The 23,463-nt window shown below is 39.6% G+C and carries 15 protein-coding genes and 1 riboswitch; of the genes, 6 read left to right on the forward strand and 9 right to left on the reverse strand.

Features of this window, described 5'->3' with window-relative positions; all coding sequences use genetic code 11:
• Positions 1 to 37 precede the first annotated feature (37 nt).
• Positions 38 to 1,432: an MATE family efflux transporter gene (locus ADICYQ_RS03495; protein ID WP_020891648.1), complete on the forward strand. Its 1,395-nt coding sequence runs from the start codon at positions 38 to 40 to the stop codon at positions 1,430 to 1,432.
• A gap of 1,197 nt (positions 1,433 to 2,629) precedes the next feature.
• On the opposite strand, the gene ADICYQ_RS03505 is transcribed toward ADICYQ_RS03495, so the two are convergent.
• The 5 genes from ADICYQ_RS03505 to ADICYQ_RS03525 form a co-directional block, all read right to left on the reverse strand.
• Complete coding sequence (locus ADICYQ_RS03505; RefSeq protein ID WP_020891650.1) at positions 2,630 to 4,585, reverse strand: CASTOR/POLLUX-related putative ion channel; 1,956 nt, start codon at positions 4,583 to 4,585, stop codon at positions 2,630 to 2,632.
• A 297-nt stretch (positions 4,586 to 4,882) separates the two neighbouring features.
• A complete protein-coding gene (locus ADICYQ_RS03510) occupies positions 4,883 to 5,164 on the reverse strand; it encodes a Trm112 family protein (RefSeq protein ID WP_040414334.1) in 282 nt (93 codons plus the stop codon).
• A gap of 2 nt (positions 5,165 to 5,166) precedes the next feature.
• Entirely contained in the window at positions 5,167 to 5,808 is a 642-nt protein-coding gene (locus tag ADICYQ_RS03515; RefSeq protein ID WP_020891652.1) for a thiamine phosphate synthase, read from the reverse strand.
• 12 nt (positions 5,809 to 5,820) lie between these two features.
• Positions 5,821 to 6,858: an AIR synthase-related protein gene (locus ADICYQ_RS03520; RefSeq protein WP_020891653.1), complete on the reverse strand. Its 1,038-nt coding sequence runs from the start codon at positions 6,856 to 6,858 to the stop codon at positions 5,821 to 5,823.
• Positions 6,859 to 7,581, reverse strand: coding sequence for a class I SAM-dependent methyltransferase (locus ADICYQ_RS03525; protein ID WP_020891654.1), 723 nt, complete (start codon positions 7,579 to 7,581; stop codon positions 6,859 to 6,861). It abuts the gene before it with no gap.
• Between the two features lie 69 nt (positions 7,582 to 7,650).
• A riboswitch (TPP riboswitch) is annotated at positions 7,651 to 7,746 on the reverse strand.
• Between the two features lie 168 nt (positions 7,747 to 7,914).
• Between ADICYQ_RS03525 and ADICYQ_RS03530 the strand changes: the two genes are divergently transcribed.
• Positions 7,915 to 9,831 carry a D-arabinono-1,4-lactone oxidase gene (locus ADICYQ_RS03530; protein ID WP_020891655.1) on the forward strand — a complete coding sequence of 639 codons (1,917 nt, stop codon included), beginning with the start codon at positions 7,915 to 7,917 and terminating at the stop codon, positions 9,829 to 9,831.
• A 3,184-nt stretch (positions 9,832 to 13,015) separates the two neighbouring features.
• Here the strand turns inward: ADICYQ_RS03530 and ADICYQ_RS03540 are convergent.
• From ADICYQ_RS03540 to ADICYQ_RS03555, 4 genes are all read right to left on the reverse strand, one after another.
• Positions 13,016 to 14,368 (reverse strand): hypothetical protein, encoded by a 1,353-nt coding sequence (locus ADICYQ_RS03540; RefSeq protein WP_146948637.1) that lies wholly within the window; start codon positions 14,366 to 14,368, stop codon positions 13,016 to 13,018.
• A 198-nt stretch (positions 14,369 to 14,566) separates the two neighbouring features.
• Positions 14,567 to 15,523, reverse strand: coding sequence for a catalase family protein (locus ADICYQ_RS03545; RefSeq protein WP_020891661.1), 957 nt, complete (start codon positions 15,521 to 15,523; stop codon positions 14,567 to 14,569).
• Positions 15,516 to 16,925: a Dyp-type peroxidase gene (locus ADICYQ_RS03550; RefSeq protein WP_020891662.1), complete on the reverse strand. Its 1,410-nt coding sequence runs from the start codon at positions 16,923 to 16,925 to the stop codon at positions 15,516 to 15,518. The genes ADICYQ_RS03545 and ADICYQ_RS03550 overlap by 8 nt, the downstream gene beginning before the upstream one ends.
• Positions 16,926 to 16,929: 4 nt before the next feature.
• Positions 16,930 to 18,255, reverse strand: coding sequence for a hypothetical protein (locus tag ADICYQ_RS03555; protein ID WP_020891663.1), 1,326 nt, complete (start codon positions 18,253 to 18,255; stop codon positions 16,930 to 16,932).
• Between the two features lie 346 nt (positions 18,256 to 18,601).
• On the opposite strand from ADICYQ_RS03555, the gene ADICYQ_RS03560 reads away from it, so the two are divergent.
• From ADICYQ_RS03560 to ADICYQ_RS03575, 4 genes are all read left to right on the forward strand, one after another.
• Positions 18,602 to 20,476: a sulfatase-like hydrolase/transferase gene (locus ADICYQ_RS03560; RefSeq protein WP_040414340.1), complete on the forward strand. Its 1,875-nt coding sequence runs from the start codon at positions 18,602 to 18,604 to the stop codon at positions 20,474 to 20,476.
• 114 nt (positions 20,477 to 20,590) lie between these two features.
• Entirely contained in the window at positions 20,591 to 21,349 is a 759-nt protein-coding gene (locus ADICYQ_RS03565; protein ID WP_235114343.1) for a DUF6438 domain-containing protein, read from the forward strand.
• 172 nt (positions 21,350 to 21,521) lie between these two features.
• Complete coding sequence (locus ADICYQ_RS03570) at positions 21,522 to 22,208, forward strand: hypothetical protein (protein ID WP_040414344.1); 687 nt, start codon at positions 21,522 to 21,524, stop codon at positions 22,206 to 22,208.
• 228 nt (positions 22,209 to 22,436) lie between these two features.
• Positions 22,437 to 23,450, forward strand: a complete 1,014-nt coding sequence (locus ADICYQ_RS03575; RefSeq protein ID WP_146948633.1) for a hypothetical protein — start codon at positions 22,437 to 22,439, stop codon at positions 23,448 to 23,450.
• Positions 23,451 to 23,463: the final 13 nt, after the last annotated feature.

Consider the following 23,463-nt stretch of genomic DNA (forward strand, 5'->3'; position numbering starts at 1 on the left):
AGATAAATCTACAGCTCTTTGGCAATTGATTACCCTTATGAAAAAGCTAGTTTCTACCTATCAATTATTTTTACTTGCCATCCGTGGGAGTGAGCAGGACTTTACCAAACTACCCATAAAGACAGGTATATTTCTTTTGGCGATTCCGATGATCCTGGAAATGATCATGGAATCACTTTTTGCAGTAGTGGATATATTTTTTGTTGGTAGGCTTGGCGAACATGCCGTAGCCACCGTAGGTCTCACTGAAGCCGTGTTATCAATAATTTATTCACTTGGGGTCGGCATTAGTATGGCAGGCACCGCTTTGGTGGCGCGAAGATTCGGTGAAAAAAACTATAAGCAAGCTGGGACATTGGCTTTCCAGTTGTTGTTGGTAGGCGTATTGGTGTCTATGGCTTTGGGAATTGCTGGTTTTCATTTTGCGGAAGACATCCTCCGATTAATGGGAGCTGAATCAGAAGTTTTAGAAACAGGGACCTCCTACACCAAAATAATTTTTGCGGGCAATACGGCTGTTATGCTATTGTTTTTGATCAATGGTATATTCAGAGGTGCAGGGTCTGCTCATTTGGCAATGCGGGCATTGTGGATTTCCAATGGATTGAATATCTTTTTGGATCCATTGTTAATTTTTGGTCTTGGATCTATTGAAGGCCTTGGCTTGGTTGGCGCTGCCTGGGCCACTACTATAGGTAGAAGTATAGGTGTGCTGTACCAATTGTACCACCTCTTTAATGGCAAACACCGCTTGGTTATAAGGTCTTCTAACCTTGTGATCCGCTGGGGGACGCTTAAGAAAATCATTATTATATCGATAGGAGGAATGGGGCAATTTTTGGTCGACTCTGCTGCATGGATAGTGCTTACGCGAATCGCTTCTGAATTTGGTAGTGTAGCGGTAGCGGGATACACCATTGCTTTTAGAATATTGCTTTTTAGTCTAATGCCGGCCTGGGGTTTATCGGCAGCCGCGGCGACACTTGTTGGGCAAAATTTGGGGGCGGGCAAAGCATACCGTGCAGAAATTGCCACTTACCTTACTGCCAGGTATAACTTTATGTTTTTAGCAGGAGTTACAATAATCTATTTATTTTTCGCAGATGCGCTAGTAGGGGTATTTACACAGGAAGAAGAAGTAAGGGCTATTGCGGCAACAGGATTAAAGGTGACTGTTCTGGGCTATGTGTTTTATGCGGTAGGCATGGTGATGGTTCAAGCCTTCAATGGTGCAGGGGATACCACCACACCTGCGTACATTAATATTAGTGTTTTCTGGTTATTGGAAATTCCTTTGGCCTATTATTTAGCGATCGTCTATGGGCTCAATACAACGGGTATATTTATTACCATTGCCTTTTGCCATTCTCTTCATGCGGTGATTGCCTTGTGGTTTTTTAGAAAAGGAAAATGGAAATTTGTAAAAACGTAAGCGTGGCGCCATTGAGCAGAATTTGATTTTATCAAACATGCCGAGGAAAAGAGTCGAGCTCTGAATAGGAATAGGCTAGCATTGGATTTTTTTAGAGAAAAGTCAAAAAAAACTACCGGTCTATGAGAAACCGGTAGTTCGGAAAAATAGGTTTTGATAAGGTATATAGTGTTTGTATTACACGTCCCTAACATTGTTCAAATATATCAAATAGGGGTATGGTATAGGGTATCCAAATGTATTTATTCGGGGTATGAAATGTTATTTTTTCACCTGAATTCGAAGACATTGGCTAAAATTAGGGTTTGGTAGCTTACTTCTATCGAACCAATACCTGTTTTTATTACGCCTGGATTCGAAGAAAAGGAAAAATCTAATGTTAGGTTGCTTACTTGCTTCGAGATTTTGTCAGTATTGTTGCAAAAAACAAGCAACAATACCGCCAAAATCAAGCTGTGTATGTTATTTCTACCAGGGGTTTGCACCCCTAGCTACAAAAATATCACTCCTCCGGAGTTTTAGGTAACGGTAAAATTGACATGCACGGAATTTAAATCAATGGAGAATTAGATGGAATTCTAAAACCTCGGTAATAAATAACGTTTGGCAGTTAATAAAAATCAATACCAATTTCTTTTTATTCCGGCCTTATGGAAATTAGTAAAAATGGATTGCTCAATGGCGTTAAGAACAAAAAAGCTGTCTGACGCCTTTTCGGCTGAGTTTTTTTTGTTTAGCCAGTGAGTATTCATTTTGCGTTAAGATTTACATAGAGCCTTGATTTTTTTGGTTCGTTTTTGTGTTAAGCCTGCCCTGAATTACAATTCACTCAGGGCCTGCCCTGAAGCGTAGCAACTCAGGGGAAAAAATGAACAAGAAGTGATAAGTGTAACCAATAGCTAAAGCCTTTAAATCATATTAAGGGGTTAATTAATATCCATAATTATATTAGCTTACTTGGCTCAAGATTTTGTCAGCATTGTTGCAGAAAACAAGCAACAATACCGCTAAAATCATTTAATGTGGATTCACAGAACCACGGGCTTTACCCGTGGCTGTTATATTTCGCCCCTTTAGGGCTGATAAATCGGGAGGATGACTTAATTTTACTATGATTACTCTAAGTCTATCTAGGGTAAGATGGAATATTGCAATGGGATTTATACTCTCGTAGAAAGCCTATTGCCCATTTTAGCTTTAATAAACGGTCGTTAGGATTACAAGGCTGTCAATGGCAGACAAGTTTATTGTAACCTCTTTTGGTGGATTTAACACAAGACGTTTCCCTTTGTCTCCCTGCATAAATACCCCAAGAGCAGTTTCACCATAGGACGAAGCCTGTTCTTCTAATTCTGAAAAAGTCGCTGTGGCAACATTTATTTCGTACTCTTCAATGTTCCTAAAGATTATTTCAGGCCCCCCAACCGTAAATAACTCATTGTATATGCTATAAAGCTCTCTCTGCATGGCTATACTTGCCAGTAGATGACTCAAAATCATTGGGCTGATGATTACTTCGCTTTGAAATGATTTTAGCAAGGATTCGTTACTAGGGTCAGCCAATTCCAATAAAATAGATGGGTTTTTTATGGACCTTTCCAATACCTCTTCTAGCAAAACAAAGCCCACCATGGTCCTGGCATCTGCCTCTTCTTCTTCCTCCATCCTGTCACTACTTACCATTAAGATATGATCAAATGTTTCCGCTTCGACTTTCTTGATGACGGACTCTCTTAAATAATCTGCGACTATATGGTCTATTTCTATCCTTTTATGCTCTTCATTTATGATCCCAAAATCCTTTCTCCTGTCTTGAAGGGGTTTTAAAGAGACGATCCTAATGTAATAGGATTCATCCTCATAGGTGGTCAATTCTTTGATTAAAGAGGGCACATGCTCATTCCAGCCCAATACCAAAATTCTAATTATTCCCGTCTGTTCCTCTACAGACAAGGCCTTTTTCTTAGGGAGATGGGTTCCTTCTTTTTCAATTAGGTCCTTATGCAATTCCAGGTCTGAGAAATTTCTGGCGATTAGTATCAACTGGTCCTTCTCTTTTATGATTTCATTGCCATCAATATTTAAGTAAGGAACAAAGGCACCATTTTCCTCTCTAACTATTCCCAAAACAATCGCTTTAGTGAAAGCCTTTTTAACAGATTCTAATGGGAGATTAATCGTTTCTGGAAATTCCTGGGTAAAAATATTGTTTTTAGTCAACTGTGACAAGAGCTCGTTGTACACTTGGGAAAGCCCTGGATGACGGATGTTTTGCGCCATTAAGCGGCTAATGATTGCATTACTACCAATGATTTCCAAAGGTCCGCTATAGGACCTGTAGGCGGCATTTATCTTATGATCATCCTGAATTTCGGCGATGACATAGGGAAGCGTAGTGAAGTTAAACTGCCTGGCTTCAGCATTTAAAGAAAGCAAACATTTTATGGTCTCCACATCTGGATTAATCAGCTCTTTTCGGTCATAGGCCAAACTTGGAATAATAATGACCGCGGCATTTAGCGCATCCACCCTTCGTAAATGCTCCCTGTCAATCGCTACTCCTGTACGCAAAATTATTTCGTGGGCTCGGCGGCCAATCATTGGATTGTCCTTTAACTCCTGCATCTGAAAAGGACTTACCTCTTCAGATAGGATAATCAATTGTAATTTCTTGATGTTAAACTTTTCAAACAATCTTTTCAACCTTCCAGAGGATTGGAAGATTTCGGCAGCGATATGGATTGTTCTATTGGACCAACCCAGGATGACGATATGGTTATTGGCCGTTACTGGCGTAAGCCCTTGCTCTAAATGTCGAATTTTCCTGTTCATCCAGGTAGTGATAATGGCCACCAATGAACCCAGGAATATCACATAGCCTGCTATTGTAAGCAAGGTGGAGATAAAGCGGCGCCAATTGCCTTGGTCATCTCCTAGATAACCAGGGTCGGTAAGTCGGAGGAATGCCCACCAGACAGCCTCGCCTAAGGATTGATTGGGTGTATCAGTAGGTATCACTAATAATCCCCCAAAAATGGAAATCATGCCTATCAATGCTGCAACTACCAAAAGCTGATACTGAGCACCTTTTACCAACTGCCTTTCTAATGTAAATAAAATTTTCCGCCGAATTCTAGGTCTTTTTAATCGCATACAATTTTTAAACAGGAGTTTTTCTGCCCTTCAATATAAAAATTAAGTTACAATAAACGACAAAGTTGTTTAGCGTCTGTACATAACCATTGCGACATATGCCTTTTCCTGGAGGCTAACCTTGTTGAAAAGGTTTTTTCAAAATGTAGAAAGTATAAAAGGATGCTATACGAGTGGTGAAATAGTTGGTAATCCTAGGAGGGGAATATTGGTCTGGTAGGTAGATTGGGAAAAACTTATAAAACCAGATCATGCAATGCATTGTACATTACACAATCTGGGTAAAATTATTTAAGGTTAAATATCTTTTCCGGCTTCGATTAAACGGAAATTGCTGACCGTTTTTCCTTCGAGGTGTTTGCTCCATTTTTCCAATAATGGTTTTTCCAATTCTACCTCTCTGTATTCATCCGGATTCATAATGGGTAATCCTTTGACGATAGGGTAGATCCTTTTACATTCTTTGCAGTGTAGCCAGCCTTCTAAAATTCGTTTCTCTGTATCTTCTGTTATACTGGTCAACTCCAGATCAGCTTTATCAAATGGGCAACATAATTTATCAATTGTGGATAATCTCATCGTTATTTTGATTGTAATGAATTAAAATAATTTTGTAAGGCGCTGACGGGGTCTTGATTTTGCATCACACCTGAAATTAAAGCTATCCCTGAATGGGGCAGCGTTTGGAGTTCGGGTAGATTTTCAGTTTTGATCCCTCCAGCCAAGAATAGGGGCATGTCTGTGATTTTACCAGCTTCTCTGATAACATCGAAGCTTACCAAGTCACAATGTTGGGTGGTATTGGTTGGGAATACAGAACAAAAGGAAACATAATCAAATCCCAGATTGGCTGCCTGACGGATCAATTCAAGGTCATTGTTGACCGTCAATCCTATCAAGTGTTTTTTGTCCAAAAACGCATTGATGGAGGATAAATCCGAAGGGATACTGTCCAAATGGATGCCGTCTACCTCTTTTACTTTGAGTAAATCCCATCTATTGTTTACCAAAATTGGAAAGTCATAAGCAGCAGCCAATTCCACGACTTTACTGGTAAATGCTACTGCATCTTGTCCTTCTCCGAAATGATCCCATATTTGTACAGCGGAAAGAGGAAAAGTAAATAGTTTTTCAAGGGTAGGGAACAATATTTCCTCTGGTTTGTCCGATGGGTCAATCACCAGATAAATACCTTTTCCCGTTTGTATATTTAGTTTTTTCATTGCCAACCTTTTTTATATGCTCCAAAAAAAAGCTTCCCAATAGGGGTCTGTCGACTGATAAATCATAGGGGCTTTAATGCCACCTTTATCAATTAAAATTCCCTTGTCAGCTGAAGTTAACTGGCCTATTTCAGTACAGTCAATATTTTCATTCGCCAACCTGCTTTTTATTTTCTCTACCTGCTCCATTTTACAAGTGATGAGCATGGCACCTGCTCCAATGCAATGGTTTGGATCTAAGGAGAAAAGCTGGCAAACCGCTGCCTGAACAGCTCCAACGGGGATCAACTCCTCATTGATAACTGCTCCACAATTGGCAGCACTGGCCAATTCATAAATGGCTCCCAGTACTCCTCCTTCGGTGACATCATGCATGGCGGTTACATTCTTTTCCTCAGGGTTTCCAGCAGCAATGAGTGCATCCTTAATAGAACTTGTGAATTGAAAGGAAGCTTCAGCTTCTTGAAATACTTCTTTTCCGAGCTTGTTGGTTACCGTTTTCGGAAAGCTCATGGCCAAAATAGCAGCCGAAGAGATTGCCGCTCCTTTGGTGATCAAAATACAGTCACCTTCCTGAGCTTTAGGAGTCGCCAGCATTTGATCTTTGGGGCCTACACATATAAAGGTACCTCCTCCTGCAATGGTGGAATTTTGTCCTTCTACAAAACCGGTATGGCCTCCGGTGATGGCCACACCTAAAGCAGCACAATACTCATGTATATACTGCCAATAAATTTTGAAATCAGCCTGACTCAAAGTCGCTGGCAAGTTCAAAACAAATTGTCCATACTGTGGCGCAAAACCTGTGGTGGCCATGTCGTTGGCCATTAAATGAACGGACAACCATGCGGACTCCTGTAATCCCAAGGTTGGAATTAAGGAAAGAGGATCACTGGTGAGGGCCATGGCCTGTCCTCCCGGTAATTCAACAATAGACACATCAATGCCAAAACCAGGACCTACACTTACATTTTTATTGAGTTTCCCACAATGGGAGGTGATAAAATCACCCAATAATCGCTCATCTACCTTTCCGACTTGTTCGCTCATCTATTTAACGTCGTTAAACTGCACATATAGCCCAAAGAAATCTCCGTAGGGCATGTTCCATTGCTGTACAGGGAACCAACTAGGCAAACCAGTACAAGACCAGCTAATGGTGTAATCCCTCCCTTCCAAGGCCTCGTCTATTATTTTGATCAGGTGGTTTGGGGTGTAAAATGTTGCCGTAACATAAAATGGGTTCTTGCCAAAAAGTTGTTGCACCCTGCGGCGAAGTACTTTAGGGGAGTTCTTGTTCATCATTCCCATCGCAATGCCATATTTGCCAACTCTTGCCGCTTCACGGATCACTTTTACCGGATCTTTGTAATATTCGAAAGTGGTGATAAAGGCGAGGGAATCAAATGTGTTGTCCTTGAAGGGCATGTGGTGTGAATCTGCCATTACCAGGTCACCATCAAACAAATGAATGGCCTGAGAAAGCATTAAAGGAGAGATGTCTCCACCAGTGGATTCTATGCCAATTTCTTTCCACCATCTAGTGAACCTGGTCGTGCCACAGCCAAATTCCAATAAGGTTTTCACCCTTTTGTCTTTGGTCACCAACTGTTCCATTATTTTTTTCTGCCAGACTTCAGCTCTTTTGTAGCGGCCTTCATACCAAAGTTCATAGGTGTCAGTATGGTCTCGGTTGAAAAACCATTCGGGTCTGTTTTGCCAGTTTCTCTGTTGCTGAGGAATCAGCCCAGTTTTTTGCTTTTCTATTTCCATTTTGTAATTCGTTTATAAAAAAAACATTCGACCGGAAAAAACCAGTGGAATGTAGCTTCAAATTACAAAAGGAAATCTGGCTTGCATCCCTACGTTGGCATTATCCAAATCAGGTTTCGGGTATTTTCTCAGCCTGACAAATGTCAAGCACCCCGTGCATAGTATATGGACACAAAGATATCGAATAACCCATATAAAGCAAGCAGTCATTTCTAAGGGAACGCCTAGACTGTTAATAAATTGAAATTAATGAAGCGTAAATCATGCGTGTTTTTAATATTTTCAATAAATTAGGTAGTTGTTTAATGGTTTTTAAAATAGAAGATTAGATACATGTCCGCATTAACGAAATTTATTACCTGGAAGAAAGGTAATACAGTAGTCTCTTGGGTGCTTTTTGGATTATTGGTTCAGGTAGTTTTTAATAGAAAGAATGTTCCTTCGCATATTGAAGTATTGGACGATACCCTTACGCATCATTGTTCGAGAACGAAAAGAAACCGTTGGGTAAACATTATCAATTTTGTGGTTACACCAAGGTTTATTAGAAGGCTCATCGAGGGCCAATTGAATAAGAAAATGGCAGCCCATGAGTGTGTGATTTTATCCCTCGATAAGGATTTGACCAGAGATGATTTTTTTGAGAAGGACAAGCCTCTCAGGCGGATGTGGAGCAATTGGTATGGCAATCATTTTTCTGAGCCTTTGAAGTTTTTTGTGCCGGGCAATGGGGATTATGAAAATTTCTCTCCCGAGGATGAATCCTGTCAATGGTATGATTTTAAGGGCTTGTTGGATGTGAGTGAAATGGTGAAAAATGCTGAGAAAGAAAATAGAAAAGTGAGGGCAGTAGGTTCTGGACATGCGCTTACGGCAGTAGCCCAATGTGAAGATTTTTTGGTTTGCACCCAAAACATGAACATGACCCAGAGACCTGCCAAACAATGGATAAAAGAGGAATATAAAAATGGGTTTGATGTTGCCGTGAATTTCGGCAATAAAAAAACATTGGAAAAGCATTGCCTCTTTGAGACAGGGGGAGGAACAAAAATCAGGCATTTAATTCAAGCGTTGACTTATCATAAATTGGCCTTGATCAATCAGGGGGGCTCAAGCATTCAGTCCATTACTGGGGCCATTTCTACCTCAACTCATGGTTCTGGAATTGGAATTGGTCCTGTTTCAGCTTTTGCCAAATCAATGACCATTGTAGGAAAAGGGGGTAAGATTTTCAGGGTAGAACCTAGCGATGGAATAACTAATCCTATTGAATTTAATAAGGATGAAGAAGTGAAAAAACACGGGATTGAATTGATTCAGGACGATGAAAAATTCAATGCAGTAATGGTTGGAATTGGTTCTGTAGGGATTGTGTTTTCTATGATTTTAGAAGCCCAACCCAATTATAGACTTTTCGAAGAAAGGATCAGTTACAATTGGGAAGAACTTAAAGCAGAGATGCAGAAAGAGGATGTGTACACATTCATCAATGCGCACCGACATTTTGAAGTTTTGATCAATCCTTATCGGGACATGACTGCCGCCACTGAAGATGGCAAACAAAGAAAATGCCTGGTGACTACCCGAGATTACAGTGAAAAACCAAATACAGAACAGGCGGGGAGAGAAAGGAATTATATTTCCTCCTTTATCTCAGGAATAGCAATTTCAGGTAGGCTTTCCCCTTGGGTGTTCAATAAAAATCACCAGGCCATTCCTGCAATGACCAACAATTCCATTCACAGATTAATCGACCATCGTGGAGATGAAGGAGGAGGCTTTGAAGATGAGTCTCGTTTTGTGCTGGATCAGGGGTTGGGGGAACTAAAATTCTATGGCTATGCAGTAGAATTTGGCTTTCCATTGGAAAAGGTTTTCGATGCGGTAGACCTAATCATTAAAGTCTGTGAAGAAGCCCAGGCTTACCAACACCTGTTGGCAGCACCTTTTTCTTTGCGATTTGTCAAACAATGTGATGCCCATTTATCCATGATGAACCAACAAGATATTTGTATGATTGAGTTGGTGAGCGTAAAAGGAGTGACTGGTAGCTTGCCTTTGTTTAAGCGTTTAGAAAGAGAGTTGCTGGACTTTGGTGCCATTCCACATTGGGGGCTATCTGTAGAGCCTTGGTACAGAGAGCGAGTTGAGAAAGCCTTTCCAAGATTTAAAGATTGGGAAGTCCAACAAGCCTTTTTTGGTGGGGAGACTTTCAAAAATGCCTTTTTGTCGCGTATCCAGGATTCATAATCCTTTGTTTGATTTCACTGTTTGCAAATTTTGTGGCAACTTTAAAATAGCTTTAAAACCTAACAGCCCGAATTTATGATTGGGTGGCTCTTGTGGCAAGAAGGATTGTTCAACCCGCTATCGGGGTTGAGGAATTGATGTGGAATTGGCCGTCCACGGGTTTCACCCGTGGTTATTATTGTTGAAGCCCTACAGGCTTCTTTCGATTAACTTCTAACTTCAGATCGATTTAAATACTTGCTGGTAAAATTGGGTTTATTTAGTCAAGCAGTTCCCTCCCTGAAATAGACACAGAAAAAGCAGATTGGTAAATCCCCCTTTCTTTTAAAGGGGGGAAGGGGATTTTTTTCGCAACCGTCACTAATATCAATTTCGTGATAGCTTTATTATTCCCATTAAAATCCCTCCCGACTTTGGCCGGGACAGGCTCTGCATTCTTGATTATGGGAGAGTCGCTGAAAATGAGATTTGGGTTGATTGTAAAATGGTTTGCTTTAGCATGCGATTATCGATTTGCTTCGGAAGTGATTATATCCCGTAATTGGCACTATTTTATAATCGAACTCAGTTTAACTGCCGAAATATATGATTGGGTAACGCTTGTGACAAGAAGTCTTGTTCAACCCGCTACCGGGGTTGAGGAATAGATGTGGAATTGGCCGTCCATGGAATTTACCCGTGCTTATTATTATTGAAGCCCTACAGGCTTCTTTCGATTAACTTCAGTTCGATTTAAAATTGTCCAAAAAAACGGCTTCACCATCACTGCGAACCCTTTTTAGAGGTAGTTGAGGTTGGAAAGGGTGTGGCAATCTCATACCGTTGGAGATTTCTTCGACTTTCTCTACACCAAGCCCTAATAAAGTCTCGGAATGACAGATATATTAATTTCCGCCTTGTAGCTTTTTGGCGTTAAGAAATTTAAGCAGCGATTGGCAAGGGCACAGGCACTGTTTGACGAAGTTTTTGGTTTAGTTAACATTAAAAAAGCAACGCAAACATTAAAACCAAAAACAAGGAGTTTGCCTGTGTGCGAGAAGCCTTAAATTTTAGCCGAAAAGCTACTCAGCGGCGGGGTTTTCCCTGACGTCTCAGGGCAGGTTCGTTAGTTTTTTGACCACTGAATCACCTCAGGGCAGGCCCTGAGTTGCTCCGCTTCAGGGCAGGCCTGCAGCAAAAAAGTGACAATTGTCTTTTTAATTGAATATGTATATGAAAATCGGACATATAACACAAAGATTGCACTTCGCTGGAGTGCGGCATTGGATATTGTCATCTGGATTTCTGCATTTCGAAAATGATAGGTCTCGGAATGACGATTTTTTCATCGTCCTGAGTCGAACTCAGGTTATTACATTTTTAAATAAACTGTTCCTGCCGTTTCTGATAAGTGTTTGCAAATTTCAGGGCACCTTTAAAGTAGCTTTAACACCTAATAGCTGAAATCTAAGATTGGATAAGGCTTATGATGAGAAGTATTGTTCAACCCGCTATCGGGGTTGGGGAATAGATGGAATTGGCCGTCCACGGGTTTCAACCGTGGTTATTGTTGTTGAAGCCCTTCAGGCTTCTTTCGATTAACTTCAGTTCGATTTGAAATTGTCCTAAAAAAACGAATACACCATCACTGCGAACCCTTTTTAGGGGTAGTTGGAGGTTGGAAAGGGTGTGGCAATCTCATAACGTTTAAGATTCCTTCGACTTTCTTTACGTAAAGCCCCTGCAAAGTCTCGGAATGACAAAAATATTAATTTCCGCCTTGTAGCTTTTTGGCGTTAAGAAATTTAAGCAGCGATTGGCAAGGGCATAGGCACTGTTTGACGAAGTTTTTGGTTTAACATTAAAAAAGCAATGCCAACATTGAAACCAAAACAAGGAGTTTGCCTGTGTGTGGGAGGCCTTAAATTTTAGCCAAAAAGATACATAGCGGCGGGCTTTTTCCCGATGTCTCTGGACAGGTTGGTTACTTTTTGGGCCACTGACTAGGGTCAGGACAGGCCCTGAGTTGCTCCGCTTCAGGGCAGGCCTGCAGCAAAAAAGTGACAATTGTCTTTTTAATTGAATATGTATATGAAAATCGGACATATAACACAAAGATTGCACTCTGCTGGAGTGCGGCATTGGATATTGTCATCTGGATTTCTGCATTTCGGAAATGATAGGTCTTGGAATGACGATTTTTTCATCATCTTGGGTCGAACTCAGGTTATTACATTTTTAAATAAACTGTTCCTGACGTTTCTGATAAGTGTTTGCAAATTTCAGGGCACCTTTAAAGTAGCTTTAAAACCTAACAGCCGAAATCTATGATTGGGTAACGCTTGTGATGTGAAGTCTTGTTCAACCCGCTATCGGGGTTGAGGAATAGATGTGGAATTGGCCGTCCACGGGTTTCACCCGTGGTTATTATTATTGAAGCCCTACAGGCTTCTTTCGATTAACTTTTTAAATAAAATTGTTCCAGACATTTCTGATAAATGTTTGTTAAGATAGGTGGGTATTACTACCCCAAGTCTGAAGGACTTGAACAATAATAACCGTGAGTTTTACTCACGGAAAGCCATTACATCCCTCACCCGCAATCCTGTAAGGGGTTGAACCGCGATGCGCAAATTAAATTTACGTCCACCCACCTACTAAGTGTGTTGTACCTACCTACAAGCTTCTCTCTATTACATTTTTAGATAAAATTGATCCTGACATTTCTGATAATTGTTTGTTAAGATAGGTGGGTATTCCTATTCCAAGTCTGAAGGACTTGAACAATAATAACCGTGAGTTTTACTCACGGAAAAGCCATTACATCCCTCACCCGCAACCCTGTAAGGGGTTGAACCGTGATGCGCAAATTAAATTTACGTTCACACACTTACTAGCTGAGTTGTACCTACAAGCTTCTCTCTATTACATTTTTAAATAAAATTTTTCCTGACATTTCTGATAAATGTTTGTTATGAAAGGTGGGTATTATGACCCAAGTCTGAAGGACTTGAACAATAATAACCGTGAGTTTTACTCACGGAAAAGCCATTACATCCCTCACCCGCAACCCTGTAAGGGGTTGAACCTTGATGCAGAAAATTAAATTTACGTTCACCCACCTACTAGCTGTGTTGTAACTTTGCTTCCGGCTCTTTGTGGTTTGTTATTAACATCCGGGAATTTATCAATTGTGACTGTCTGGTCAATCCAATATTTTGGAAGTAGCCTTTGGGCGGGGATTTGTGGGGATAAGGTTTCCGGGAATTTTTTCTGTGATTTTTTTCAATTGCTTTAACTCAAAGCCAATTCTAAATTGAAACCTGGAACTTGAAAGGCCACGACTTTCTTTAAATAGAGGATCCCAGCTCAGTAAAACTACCGATTGAAGCTTTTTCCCCATTGGAATGGTTCTTCCTGCCCCTAAACCTGATAACCAGATGGCGCCATCAAAATTTTTGCTTTCATAACCCGGTGCATACGCCAAGCTTATGCGACTTCTTGCCAACTCTCCCTGAAGCAACCAATTTCCCAGGCTAAAGCGCATTCCTCCTTTTATTCCTTCACCTGTACTCGTTGGCCCCAATTGATTTTTAAATTGGCGTTTGATTATTAACCCAGCAAAGGTGTGCCACTGACTGCTAATGCTGTATTTAATGCCAAGATCTCCAAATACCCCTTCTCCAAATGAAGTGAGTGGATCATACCAAAGGTACAAACCCATTCTATCTAATATTGGCGCTTTTTTCAAGGTGTTAGGCGCTTTAAGACTGAATTTCTCAACAGCTTTATTTGGCGGGGTAACTTTGATATTCCCAAGGGAGTCCAGGTTTATTTTGCTGTAATTATTGCCAATGTTTTGCAAGTATTCGTTAGAGATATCTTTTGCCTTTTCTTTGGTTATTGACCTGGCTTGTGCCATGGAAAGATAGCCTTCCACGTTCTCCCGGCTTAGTTCTTTCATTGCTCCTTTCCCATAAAAATCTACAAATTCGGTGCTTTGTGGGGCAATCTTATTGTTCAAATTTCCGCTCAATTGTTGTTCAATTTCAGGCATTAGCCATTCGTTGCTCAATGCCTTTAGGTTCTCTTCATTTTGCAAGAGAATGGCTTCTACTTCGGGAATGTTTTCTGCTTGTTTTAAGGCTTTCTGGGATATTTCAACCTGCTTCGAAAGGTAATTGGCGCTGTTTTTTAATTTATCGCTTGAAGGATTTGGGCTGGATACCAAGTTTTGTAGCATCTCCTTTTCCTGGCTCAGTACTTTTTGACCACCTGTTTTCACAGCATTTATCAGACTGTCCTTTTTAGCACTGTCTAATTTAGTAGTCTTTAATTCCTTGATCTGCTGATTCAGTGAATCGTAAGCTTCTTTTAGCGCATGAATTTGTTTTATCTCTTCTTTGTAGGGGAGCCCTTTTGAAGGAGTGAGTGCGTCTATCGAAGGGTTGGCAAGGGTGGGTGAAGGACTTGATGGCAAAGCAATGGATGGCACTTGCGCGACAGTAGAAAAAGCGAGCATTATTGTCAAAATCAAGGAAATGCAAGTCTCTTTCATAGCCAGGCTTTTTCTCAATAGGTTTCAATTTTCATTCAAGGCCACAAAATAAAACGATGGCGATAAAAATTTCAGCAATAGGTAAATTGAAAAAGGTGTTTTACTAAAATACCAAAACAAATCTGTATTTACAAGTAGTTGAAAATGAGTGTTCTTGCATTTAATAGATTAGCAATGGATGAAATTATCAGCCCAGCATTACTTTTTACGATAAGCAGCCAGTTCTTTATAGACCCTTCTTCTAGCCCGGTTGATTCCTCCCACAGGAGTATGCTCCTTTAGTCCCATCCAGGGAGAAAACTCCATCTCTTTTCCCATTTCTACCCGCTCAGCAGTGTCAAAAGATTGTTGTGGGATGTTCAGTTCTGCAATTGGGATAAGCTCCGCTTCCCAAGCGATGGAGGTGTTTTCTAATGGTTGTAGCTTGTCATTTTTATGAATTTGTACGTTTAGCGTAAAGCCATGGGCTGTAGTTTCGCAGTCTTTGATCAATTGTGATTTCAGAAAGTCATCCCCTTTGGCTTGATCCAGGGTGTAGCCCAAGTTAGGATCATCAGGAGTCAGCACAAATTTCACAAACAGCTCAGGACCAAATTTAAAGGCCCCTCCTGAGAAATAGGTTTGTGAAAGCAGGTTATCATGTTTCTTACTGTACTTAAAAGTCAGGAATATACTACGCCAATGGGAGGGGTTAACCGCGAATTTAAGTTGCTCCCAAAGCCCAAACAATACCGCTTTAATGGCTTTTGCGTACAAGGAAATATTCCAGGCGGACAGAATAGGGCTGGTGGTGAGTAGGAAATTTTGGGTAGGCACTCCTATGGGATCTGGCTCAATTACTTCCCCGGGAATATCCAGCACTTTGATCGCCAACCCTCTTCCAGAGGCCGGCTTGTCTGATTTTACTTTAGGAGGCGCATTGGAGAGCCTTATCCAGGCTTGGTAAATCCCCGGGTTTTTAAACAGCCCTTGCTTTAATTCCTCTGGCAAATCAACTGGAATGGTTAAGGTCGCTTTTAGAAGACCATGCATTTTAGGATGGAAATTCCTGAGTTTTTCACCAGCCAGGTATTCCTTGTCCAGGTATTCCTTCATGGTTTGGATCAGGTCTTGGATTTCCTTTTCCTCGGCTAAGGTGTTTTGTTCTTCAGTCATGGCTTGCGATGTATTGTAAAGCTTTTATACCGGGGAAAAAGAAATAGGCACCCCCTTTAATCAAGGTGAAATTGGGCAGATTTTTATACTTTTTCCTAATAGGATAATTGGGAACACTGAACTCATCCGTGTTGAATTTTCCATTGTTGTAATGGTTGCCAATAATTGGATCTGCATCATTCTCCAAGCCTCCAAATTTATGAAAGCTAACCCAGTTGTTTTGGACAAATTCAAACTGCCTTCTAATGTCTGTGACCATGCATATAAAATGAAGCCCTCTTTCTTGTTCATCCTCACTTGCGTCCATTATGTCATTCGGATCCAACGCTGGAGTAATTGGTGGGCCATAAGGCCTTCCTTTTCTCAGCATTTGATGCTTGGCCGCCATTTCAGTGGAGTCTATTTTGCTTTTTTCTGTCACCAGATGATCTCTGGGGTTGGTCCTTCTGATATGGGCACCCATAGGGCACTTGAGTCCGGCCTGATCATCGTCCCAAAAACCAAAATCATTGGATTCGGATAAAGCGGAATCGGGCTGCATGGGACACAGCGACAGGGGAGAACCGTCTGGCCATCTGCCAACCATTTTACTAGCTAATTTGATGGCTGCAGCCTTTTCATCCGTTTGTTCTTTCATGTATTTCCAAAAGGCGTGGACGTTTTGGTGCATTTGTCTGAATATCAAGTAACTGCCATTTTTCCCCAAGTCCTTTCTTTCTGGATAATCAGGATGATAGGGCAAGAATTCTTTTTTGTCCAATTCCTGAGGCACAAAGGGGGCAGGAGCATATTCATCATAAAGGTTTTTATAGCCCATGATGAATTCTCCGGCAGGAAAAGTGGTAGCAGTTTCAGGAGGAGCTTCTTTTAATAGTTCCCGAATGACGGGCCTTGAAATATCATCTCTAAAACCAAAATGTTCCTTTTGATGCTGTAAAAGGCCGGTAGGAAGGGTGTGAATCAATTTAATGCCACATCGGTCCGTTTGCTCTTTTATCCTGAGCATGCTTTTATCCAGTTGGGCCTGGTCTTTTGCATACACCATCAATAGAAAATGGATGCTGTCATTGCCCCAGGTCCAGTTTTCAGGATCATTATCACCTATATCTCCCAATACGCTATTCCTTTGTTCTGCGGACATGCCTTCTTTAAATTCCCTACAAAAGCTGTTTAAAACAGGTGCTGGAAGGTTTAGAAAGGCTAGCCCTTCGTAGGTGAAGGCAATATGGATGGCTTCTTCCTCAGGTTTTTCTTCTGCATGCGTAATTAAGGGCGTTATTTCCTTTAAAAAATCACAAGAGCCCTTGGGATCCGTGCAATTGTACAGTAAAAACCTGGCACTTGTCAGGTTTCCATGACCACGAACCATTAACCCTTGAATGTCTTCTTTTTCCAATTCCATAGCTTCAAATCGTTAATAGCCATTTTTTAATTGCTTCATCATCCATCTCCTTGAACAAGCCTTCCCGGAAAGCCCTGTTTCTTTTTAGATTCTCCACACTTTCGTATTGATTTTGACAGTACCAGAATTGTGTGATTTTCTGATGAGCCCTGACCCCTTTCATGTATTTGCTTCGATGATTGTATTGCTTGTGAATCAACCAACGGGTAGCGGGAAAACCAAAGGCATGGCTAAATATGACCGCCATATTTTTGGTCCTCTTCTCACTGTCTACAAAGTCATGTGCATAGGCCTCAGAGAGGTTGTCAAAATTGGCAATAAAAACCAGGCGTTTTCCCTTGTCTAACTGTAACCAACGTGCTGTATGAACAGTAGGGATATAAGTAAAATAAGTTAAGAAGTTTACTAATTTCAGGCTGACAAATAGAAAAGCCCTTCTTACCCAGCCTTTTTTTAAGGGGGCGATAACTGTCATTTCATTGAGAACAGGATGTGTTTCCAAAGCTACTATTTTTCTGATTTCCTCATCTGACAATTCCTCACTAGCCATATGAGGATTTTTTTCATTTTGGCGAAGCAGCAACAATAAGCCTCCCATGATGATTACAAATAAGGGGAAAACCCAGGCCATAATTTTCACGAAAAGGGCATCGATAAAAAAGCAAAGCACAATGCAGATTATGGAAGTAGCCATGACCAGTCCCAGAAGAACAAGGGGCAAAAGCATTTGAATTTTATTTTGTCGGGCAAAAGGAATTTCCTCTACGGCCCAATTGAGTGCGGGGTTATTGGCGACAAAGTCTTCAATCTGTCGCTTAATATAGGAAGGCGATAGCTGGGAGGCGTCATTGGTGGCATTCAATTGTTGGGCATGTTCCCATACGGCTGATTTAAGTTCTTTTTCCTTGGCCACATCAGAAGTGGTCAAGAATTTAAACCCACTGTAAAAGGTGTTGGCAACGCTCTTTTTATTTAGGAAATTAAGCATGTCTGCTTTCCCCTTATAATTATCTGGAAATTCATGACTTTCTCCGAACACTTGGTTGAGTTGTGGTGCCAGAAAATCCACCAGTTCATTCAAATGTTCTTGCTTGTCCCCGACATAACTGGTCATTAAAATAATTCTTGCAGGGAGTCGCTCCGTCTCATTATAAATTTGAGAAGGGAGGGTCAGCCAACTTATAAAGAAGGTGCCAGGCAATGACTTTTCGAATTGATCCCTGTTGGTTTTAAGATCGTTTCGGAATTGAAATAAAAGGGCATTGACATTACTCAGCTTGTCCTCATCTATAGTGACAGTAACAGTAAGTCCTCTATGTATTGTAGACATAAACTATGAAAATATTTGATACAATATATAGAATTTTATTTCTTTTTTGTAAAGAATTGCCATAAAAAAGTTAGGTCTTGGATGTTTTAATAGCTTAATGGGGGATTTTCCTGAAACGCTTATTGTGTCTATTAAAAAGGAGGGTACTTGCTTGATCCTTTAAACGACATCTTACCTGTAAATATATAAATCCAAATCAGGTTATAGGTAAATATTTGAAGGGCTTTTTAGTTATAAATATGCGATGAGGGAACTTGTGAATTATTGGTTTTTCATCGGTAGTCACTAAAAACCAAAAAAAATCAGTTTATTTATAGTTTCGCATTAATAATTATCAAATCCCAAAATGAAACCGACCTTATATTCCCTTTTACTTGTATTGTTTTTTGGATGTGCCAAGTCTGCAGAAGAATTACCTCTCCCCAATATTTTATGGATCACCAGTGAAGATAATAGTCCCATAGCGGGTTGTTATGGCGATGAATTTGCTACCACGCCGAATATGGATGCCCTAGCGGCAGAGGGCTTTCTTTATACCCATGCCTATGCCAATGTGCCGGTATGCGCCCCGGCTAGGAACACCATTTTGACAGGTATTTATGCGATCTCGGGTGGCAACCAGCACATGAGGAGTTATTATGACAAATCGGATGAAGTAAAATTCTATCCCCAAATGTTGAGAGAGGCAGGTTATTATGCCACCAACAATGTCAAGGAGGATTACAATATCAATCCCGAACAAAATGTAAATATTTGGGACGAGTCAAGTAAAGATGCCCATTATAAAAACAGGCCGGAAGGTAAACCCTTTTTCGCCGTTTTTAACACCACCATCACCCACGAAAGCTCCATCCATAAGTCTATACCTACAGAAGAACTTAGGCATAAACCGGAGGATGTGACCTTACCTCCTTACCATCCGGATACCCCAGAAATGCGCCATGATTGGGCGCAGTATTATGACAAGGTGGAGGACATGGATCAAAAAATTGGGCAGCTACTTCAAGAATTGGAAGAAAGTGGAGAAGCGGAAAACACCATTGTCTTTTATTATGGCGATCATGGAGGAGTATTGGCCAGAAGCAAACGCTATGTGTATGAAACCGGTACTAGAGTGCCTTTTATCGTAAGAATACCAGAAAAATACAAGCATTTGTTTCCAGCAGAAAAACCTGGAGACAAGGTAGATAGAATGATCAGTTTTGTGGATTTATTTCCTACACTACTTAGCATTATCGGAACAGATATTCCTGAATACTTGCAGGGAGAAGCCTTTTTGGGAGAGAAGAAAACGGCAGATCCGGAATATGTGTACATGTTTCGCGGGAGAATGGATGAGCGCTATGACATGAGTAGGGCAGTGCGTGACCAGAAATTCAGGTACATTCGAAATTACATTCCCTACAGGATTTATGGTCAGTACCTGGAGTATTTATTCAGGGCACCTTCTATCAGGTCCTGGGAAGCAGCCTATAAAGCGGGCGAATGTAACGAAATACAATCTGCCTTCTGGAATACCAAACCTGCGGAAGAATTGTATGACACGGAAAATGACCCTTGGGAAGTGAACAACCTGGCCAATGATCCAAAATACAAGGAAGATCTTGAAAGGATGCGAAAAGCGGCGAAGGTATGGATGTTGAAAATTTGGGATACAGGTTTTATACCTGAGGCAGAATTGATTGACAGGACCAAAGGCACCACCGCCTATGATTATATGCGGGAATCCAACCTGGATTTAGAAAAGTTGATTGACGGAGCCAATTTAGCATCCACCGCAAAAGAAGAAGACATTCCACAACTTATAAGCCTATTGTCCTCCCAGGAAGCCGCCGAGCGGTATTGGGGAGCAACAGGGCTGTTAATATTGGGAGAAAAAGCCCAGTCAGCCATCAAAGAACTGGAAGCGGCTTTAAATGATCCCTCTCCAAATGTCAAATCAGTTGCTGCAGAAGCCCTGTACAATTTGGGAGAAAAGGACAAAGCAAGGCAAGCCTTGGCCGAGGTATTGATGACGCCCAATTCTTTTGCCAGAACCCATGCTTTAAATGTAATAGACTGCATAGAAGACGATTCCGAATTCAGCCACAAGGCAGTACTGGGAATGATCGGAGCTACAGAAGAATTGAACCGCAACCATTACGATCTACGTGCAGCCAAAGGTTTATTGGACAAATGGCACATTGACCCAGCGGACCATGGTTTCAAAATGGATTGGTAAAAAGGGACTTTAAAAATAGCGCTAAGTTATCGAGGGATTGAAGAAGGTTTGCGATCATATAGTGAATATATAAAAGGAAATAAAACTGCACCAAGTCAACAAAATACGGATATATTGTACAATAAAACTGCGCATATAAACGAGTTATGGACTATTTCAAAAACGATGAAGATAACCTTCTACATATTTTTATTTTTGACTCTCCTTTCATGCAATAAAAGAGAAGAAGAAAATATTTCTCAAAAACTAAATGGGTTTTGGTTTAACGATGATAAAATTCTTTTATCCAGGGATTCAGTAATGATGCATCCTATTTATGAAGCTCCAGGCTTGTTTGAGTTCACCATTAATGATGAAATGCTAATCGTCAAGAACACTCAGGAGTACTTTGAAAACATCTATGATACTTGCTTTGTAAAACTTGAAAAAGACAATGAATTAACCTTAGCAATTGATGATGTAGGTTATACATTCCAAAAATTTGAATCCACACAAGGCATGAATTTTAATAGGCGATACTTCGAAATTGAACCTTGTCATGGATTTTGTCCAGTTTTTCAAGTAGAAATTTTTCCAGATGGCACAGTTAATTTTAATGGAATAGAGTACACTGAAATAGAAGGTCCAAACGAGTATAATTTTAATATTGAAATAATAAATGAAATAAATAACCTATTAGAAGTGGTTAAAATAATAGATTATCCTGATGAGAAATTTTCAAACCCACCCGATTCTCCAAGATTTAATATGGGTGTGGAGTATCCAAATGGATTAAAAATTTCAATAATTGATGGATTGTTTGAAGGGAAATATGAAAACATAATAAGGTATTTTTACTTTTTTGAAAGGCAGTTAATTGAAAACAGTCCATAACATCACCTTGGAATACAGCGGGCGGTTCCGTTAAATTTAAAATTCAGTATCTTTAAGAAGTTAGAATTAGGCTGGAAGGGAACGACTCTGAATGCCCGCCGGCTCCAAGCTGAATCCCGTTAGCAGAAAATCATAAAAAAAGTTGAGACCGAGGATATTCATTATTTTAAAGATGATACTTTTACTTAGTTGTAAAGGTAATTATGTCTATGAAAATGAAGAAATTACTTCGCTTTCAAAAACTCTTCCTGAAGTATTTGAATCATTTTATTATTCAAACTATTGTAAGTGGGTTGAAGATGATTTGAGTAGTTTTTATGATACAATTCCATTCAATGAAGATGATAATTCATCGGAATTTATTTTTAAGGAGCTTGTAGAAAAGAAATGTAGTATTGTCCATATTGCAGCATTTGATGGTAATTTGATTTCGTTACCTGAAGTAATTAAGCAAAATGATTGGTTAATTAATATCTATGATACTAGTGATATTGTTTACTTTGATTTGACTACCACAAAAAACTTTGCAACACTTAAGTCAAGATATATTGGTTATAATACTCTTTACTTGAATGAAAAATACAAAATTGAACCGATAGATTTTGAAGAAAATTATACCAATGAAAATTTCAAGTTTAGGCCCGAAATAAGTAGAGTGAGTTTCAACGACAGCCTCACTCAAGGTTTTTACTACATTACTATTTGGAAAGATGGTGGTTTCCAAAAAACTGGTACATCTACATTAGTGTTGATTGAAAAAGAAAAAGTAATTGGCGGGTTAAGGAAATTAAGTATTACAGGAAGGACTAAAATGAATTCTGCTAACATCACCTTGGATACAGCGGGGGGTTCCGAGTAAATTGAAAGTTTAGTATCTTTAAGAAGTTAGAATTAGGCTGGAAGAGAACGTCTCTGAATGCCCGCCGTCTCCAAGCTGAATCACGTTGGGCACAAGTACGAGAAGCTTTCTGCAATGGATGGTCATAAAAAATAAATTAATATGTTTACATACGCACATTTCTATACATTTTCACACAATATGATAATTGACTCTAAGTCTTTAAATCAAGCTTTATTTTTTAAATTCATGGATATCGATTTTCGATTACATAAACCATATAAGTCATATCCATATAATCATGATTTTACTTTCAAACCAATATTTTATTTTAATTCAAAAGGTAGAAAAGAAAATTTACCTGTTCCTCAAGGTATTAGTTCTTATCCTTTATATGATGAATCAATAAATCACATTGGAATGTATGTTCAGCAAAATCCGTTTTTCAGTTTTGATAAAGCAACAAAACTGAAACTCTCTGATTCTAACCTTCCTGATAAACTTTTGAGCTATTCACCTGTTGATACAATACGTTTTGATACTTCCAAAGATTTTGCAAATGATACCCCTAAATTTATAGATAATTTTATTTCTCACTTAAGAAATCTATCCGGTCAATTTTGGATTGGTAAACCTAGATTGGATAATGAAGGAGTGTCAACAGAAGGCATGATTAAAAGAAGTGGTGCAATCGAGAGATTTAAGCATCATTCAAATTTACTGACAATAATACGCTACAATAAAGGAATTCCTATAAATCTAGAAATATGGAAAAATGCAATAGATAATTTGACCAATAATATTGATGTTGATTTTGCTAGAACTTTATATTTAGATGCAATATATCAATATGCAAAAAATCAAAATAGAGAAGTTGTTTTAAATGTTGCAAATTCACTTGATATAACCATAAATAAATTCTTCAAACTTTTACATGAAAAAATATCTACAAAAGATGTGTTTTATAGAGATGAATTTGTGAAAAAATATCGTTTAAATAAAAAAGTAAGCAGTACATTTCTACCTGGTTTAGTGAGTGAATTTCTAGAAGGAATAATAGGTTTAAATTATAAAAATGAAAAGCCAGAACATTATGAAGTTATTAGAGTTTTTTGGATTGAAAATAGAAATATAGTTGCTCATGGTGGACATGTTAAAATAGAAAATGAAGAAGCTTTTGCTTTATTTGAAGCAACTGAAAATCTTACTGAATGGATAGATGATATAAATATTGAAAAAATAAGTCTTAAAATTATAGTTTAACTAGAGAGTAGAA

This window comes from Cyclobacterium qasimii M12-11B, from assembly GCF_000427295.1.
Lineage (GTDB): Bacteria > Bacteroidota > Bacteroidia > Cytophagales > Cyclobacteriaceae > Cyclobacterium > Cyclobacterium qasimii.

What these genes read in the sequence shown, in the direction of transcription:
- ADICYQ_RS03495 (WP_020891648.1), top strand. Translation starts at nt 38, where the DNA reads ATGAAAAAGCTAGTTTCTACCTATCAATTATTTTTACTTGCCATCCGT.
- ADICYQ_RS03505 (WP_020891650.1), bottom strand. Translation starts at nt 4,585, where the DNA reads ATGCGATTAAAAAGACCTAGAATTCGGCGGAAAATTTTATTTACATTA.
- ADICYQ_RS03510 (WP_040414334.1), bottom strand. Translation starts at nt 5,164, where the DNA reads ATGAGATTATCCACAATTGATAAATTATGTTGCCCATTTGATAAAGCT.
- ADICYQ_RS03515 (WP_020891652.1), bottom strand. Translation starts at nt 5,808, where the DNA reads ATGAAAAAACTAAATATACAAACGGGAAAAGGTATTTATCTGGTGATT.
- ADICYQ_RS03520 (WP_020891653.1), bottom strand. Translation starts at nt 6,858, where the DNA reads ATGAGCGAACAAGTCGGAAAGGTAGATGAGCGATTATTGGGTGATTTT.
- ADICYQ_RS03525 (WP_020891654.1), bottom strand. Translation starts at nt 7,581, where the DNA reads ATGGAAATAGAAAAGCAAAAAACTGGGCTGATTCCTCAGCAACAGAGA.
- ADICYQ_RS03530 (WP_020891655.1), top strand. Translation starts at nt 7,915, where the DNA reads ATGTCCGCATTAACGAAATTTATTACCTGGAAGAAAGGTAATACAGTA.
- ADICYQ_RS03540 (WP_146948637.1), bottom strand. Translation starts at nt 14,368, where the DNA reads ATGAAAGAGACTTGCATTTCCTTGATTTTGACAATAATGCTCGCTTTT.
- ADICYQ_RS03545 (WP_020891661.1), bottom strand. Translation starts at nt 15,523, where the DNA reads ATGACTGAAGAACAAAACACCTTAGCCGAGGAAAAGGAAATCCAAGAC.
- ADICYQ_RS03550 (WP_020891662.1), bottom strand. Translation starts at nt 16,925, where the DNA reads ATGGAATTGGAAAAAGAAGACATTCAAGGGTTAATGGTTCGTGGTCAT.
- ADICYQ_RS03555 (WP_020891663.1), bottom strand. Translation starts at nt 18,255, where the DNA reads ATGTCTACAATACATAGAGGACTTACTGTTACTGTCACTATAGATGAG.
- ADICYQ_RS03560 (WP_040414340.1), top strand. Translation starts at nt 18,602, where the DNA reads ATGAAACCGACCTTATATTCCCTTTTACTTGTATTGTTTTTTGGATGT.
- ADICYQ_RS03570 (WP_040414344.1), top strand. Translation starts at nt 21,522, where the DNA reads ATGATACTTTTACTTAGTTGTAAAGGTAATTATGTCTATGAAAATGAA.
- ADICYQ_RS03575 (WP_146948633.1), top strand. Translation starts at nt 22,437, where the DNA reads ATGGATATCGATTTTCGATTACATAAACCATATAAGTCATATCCATAT.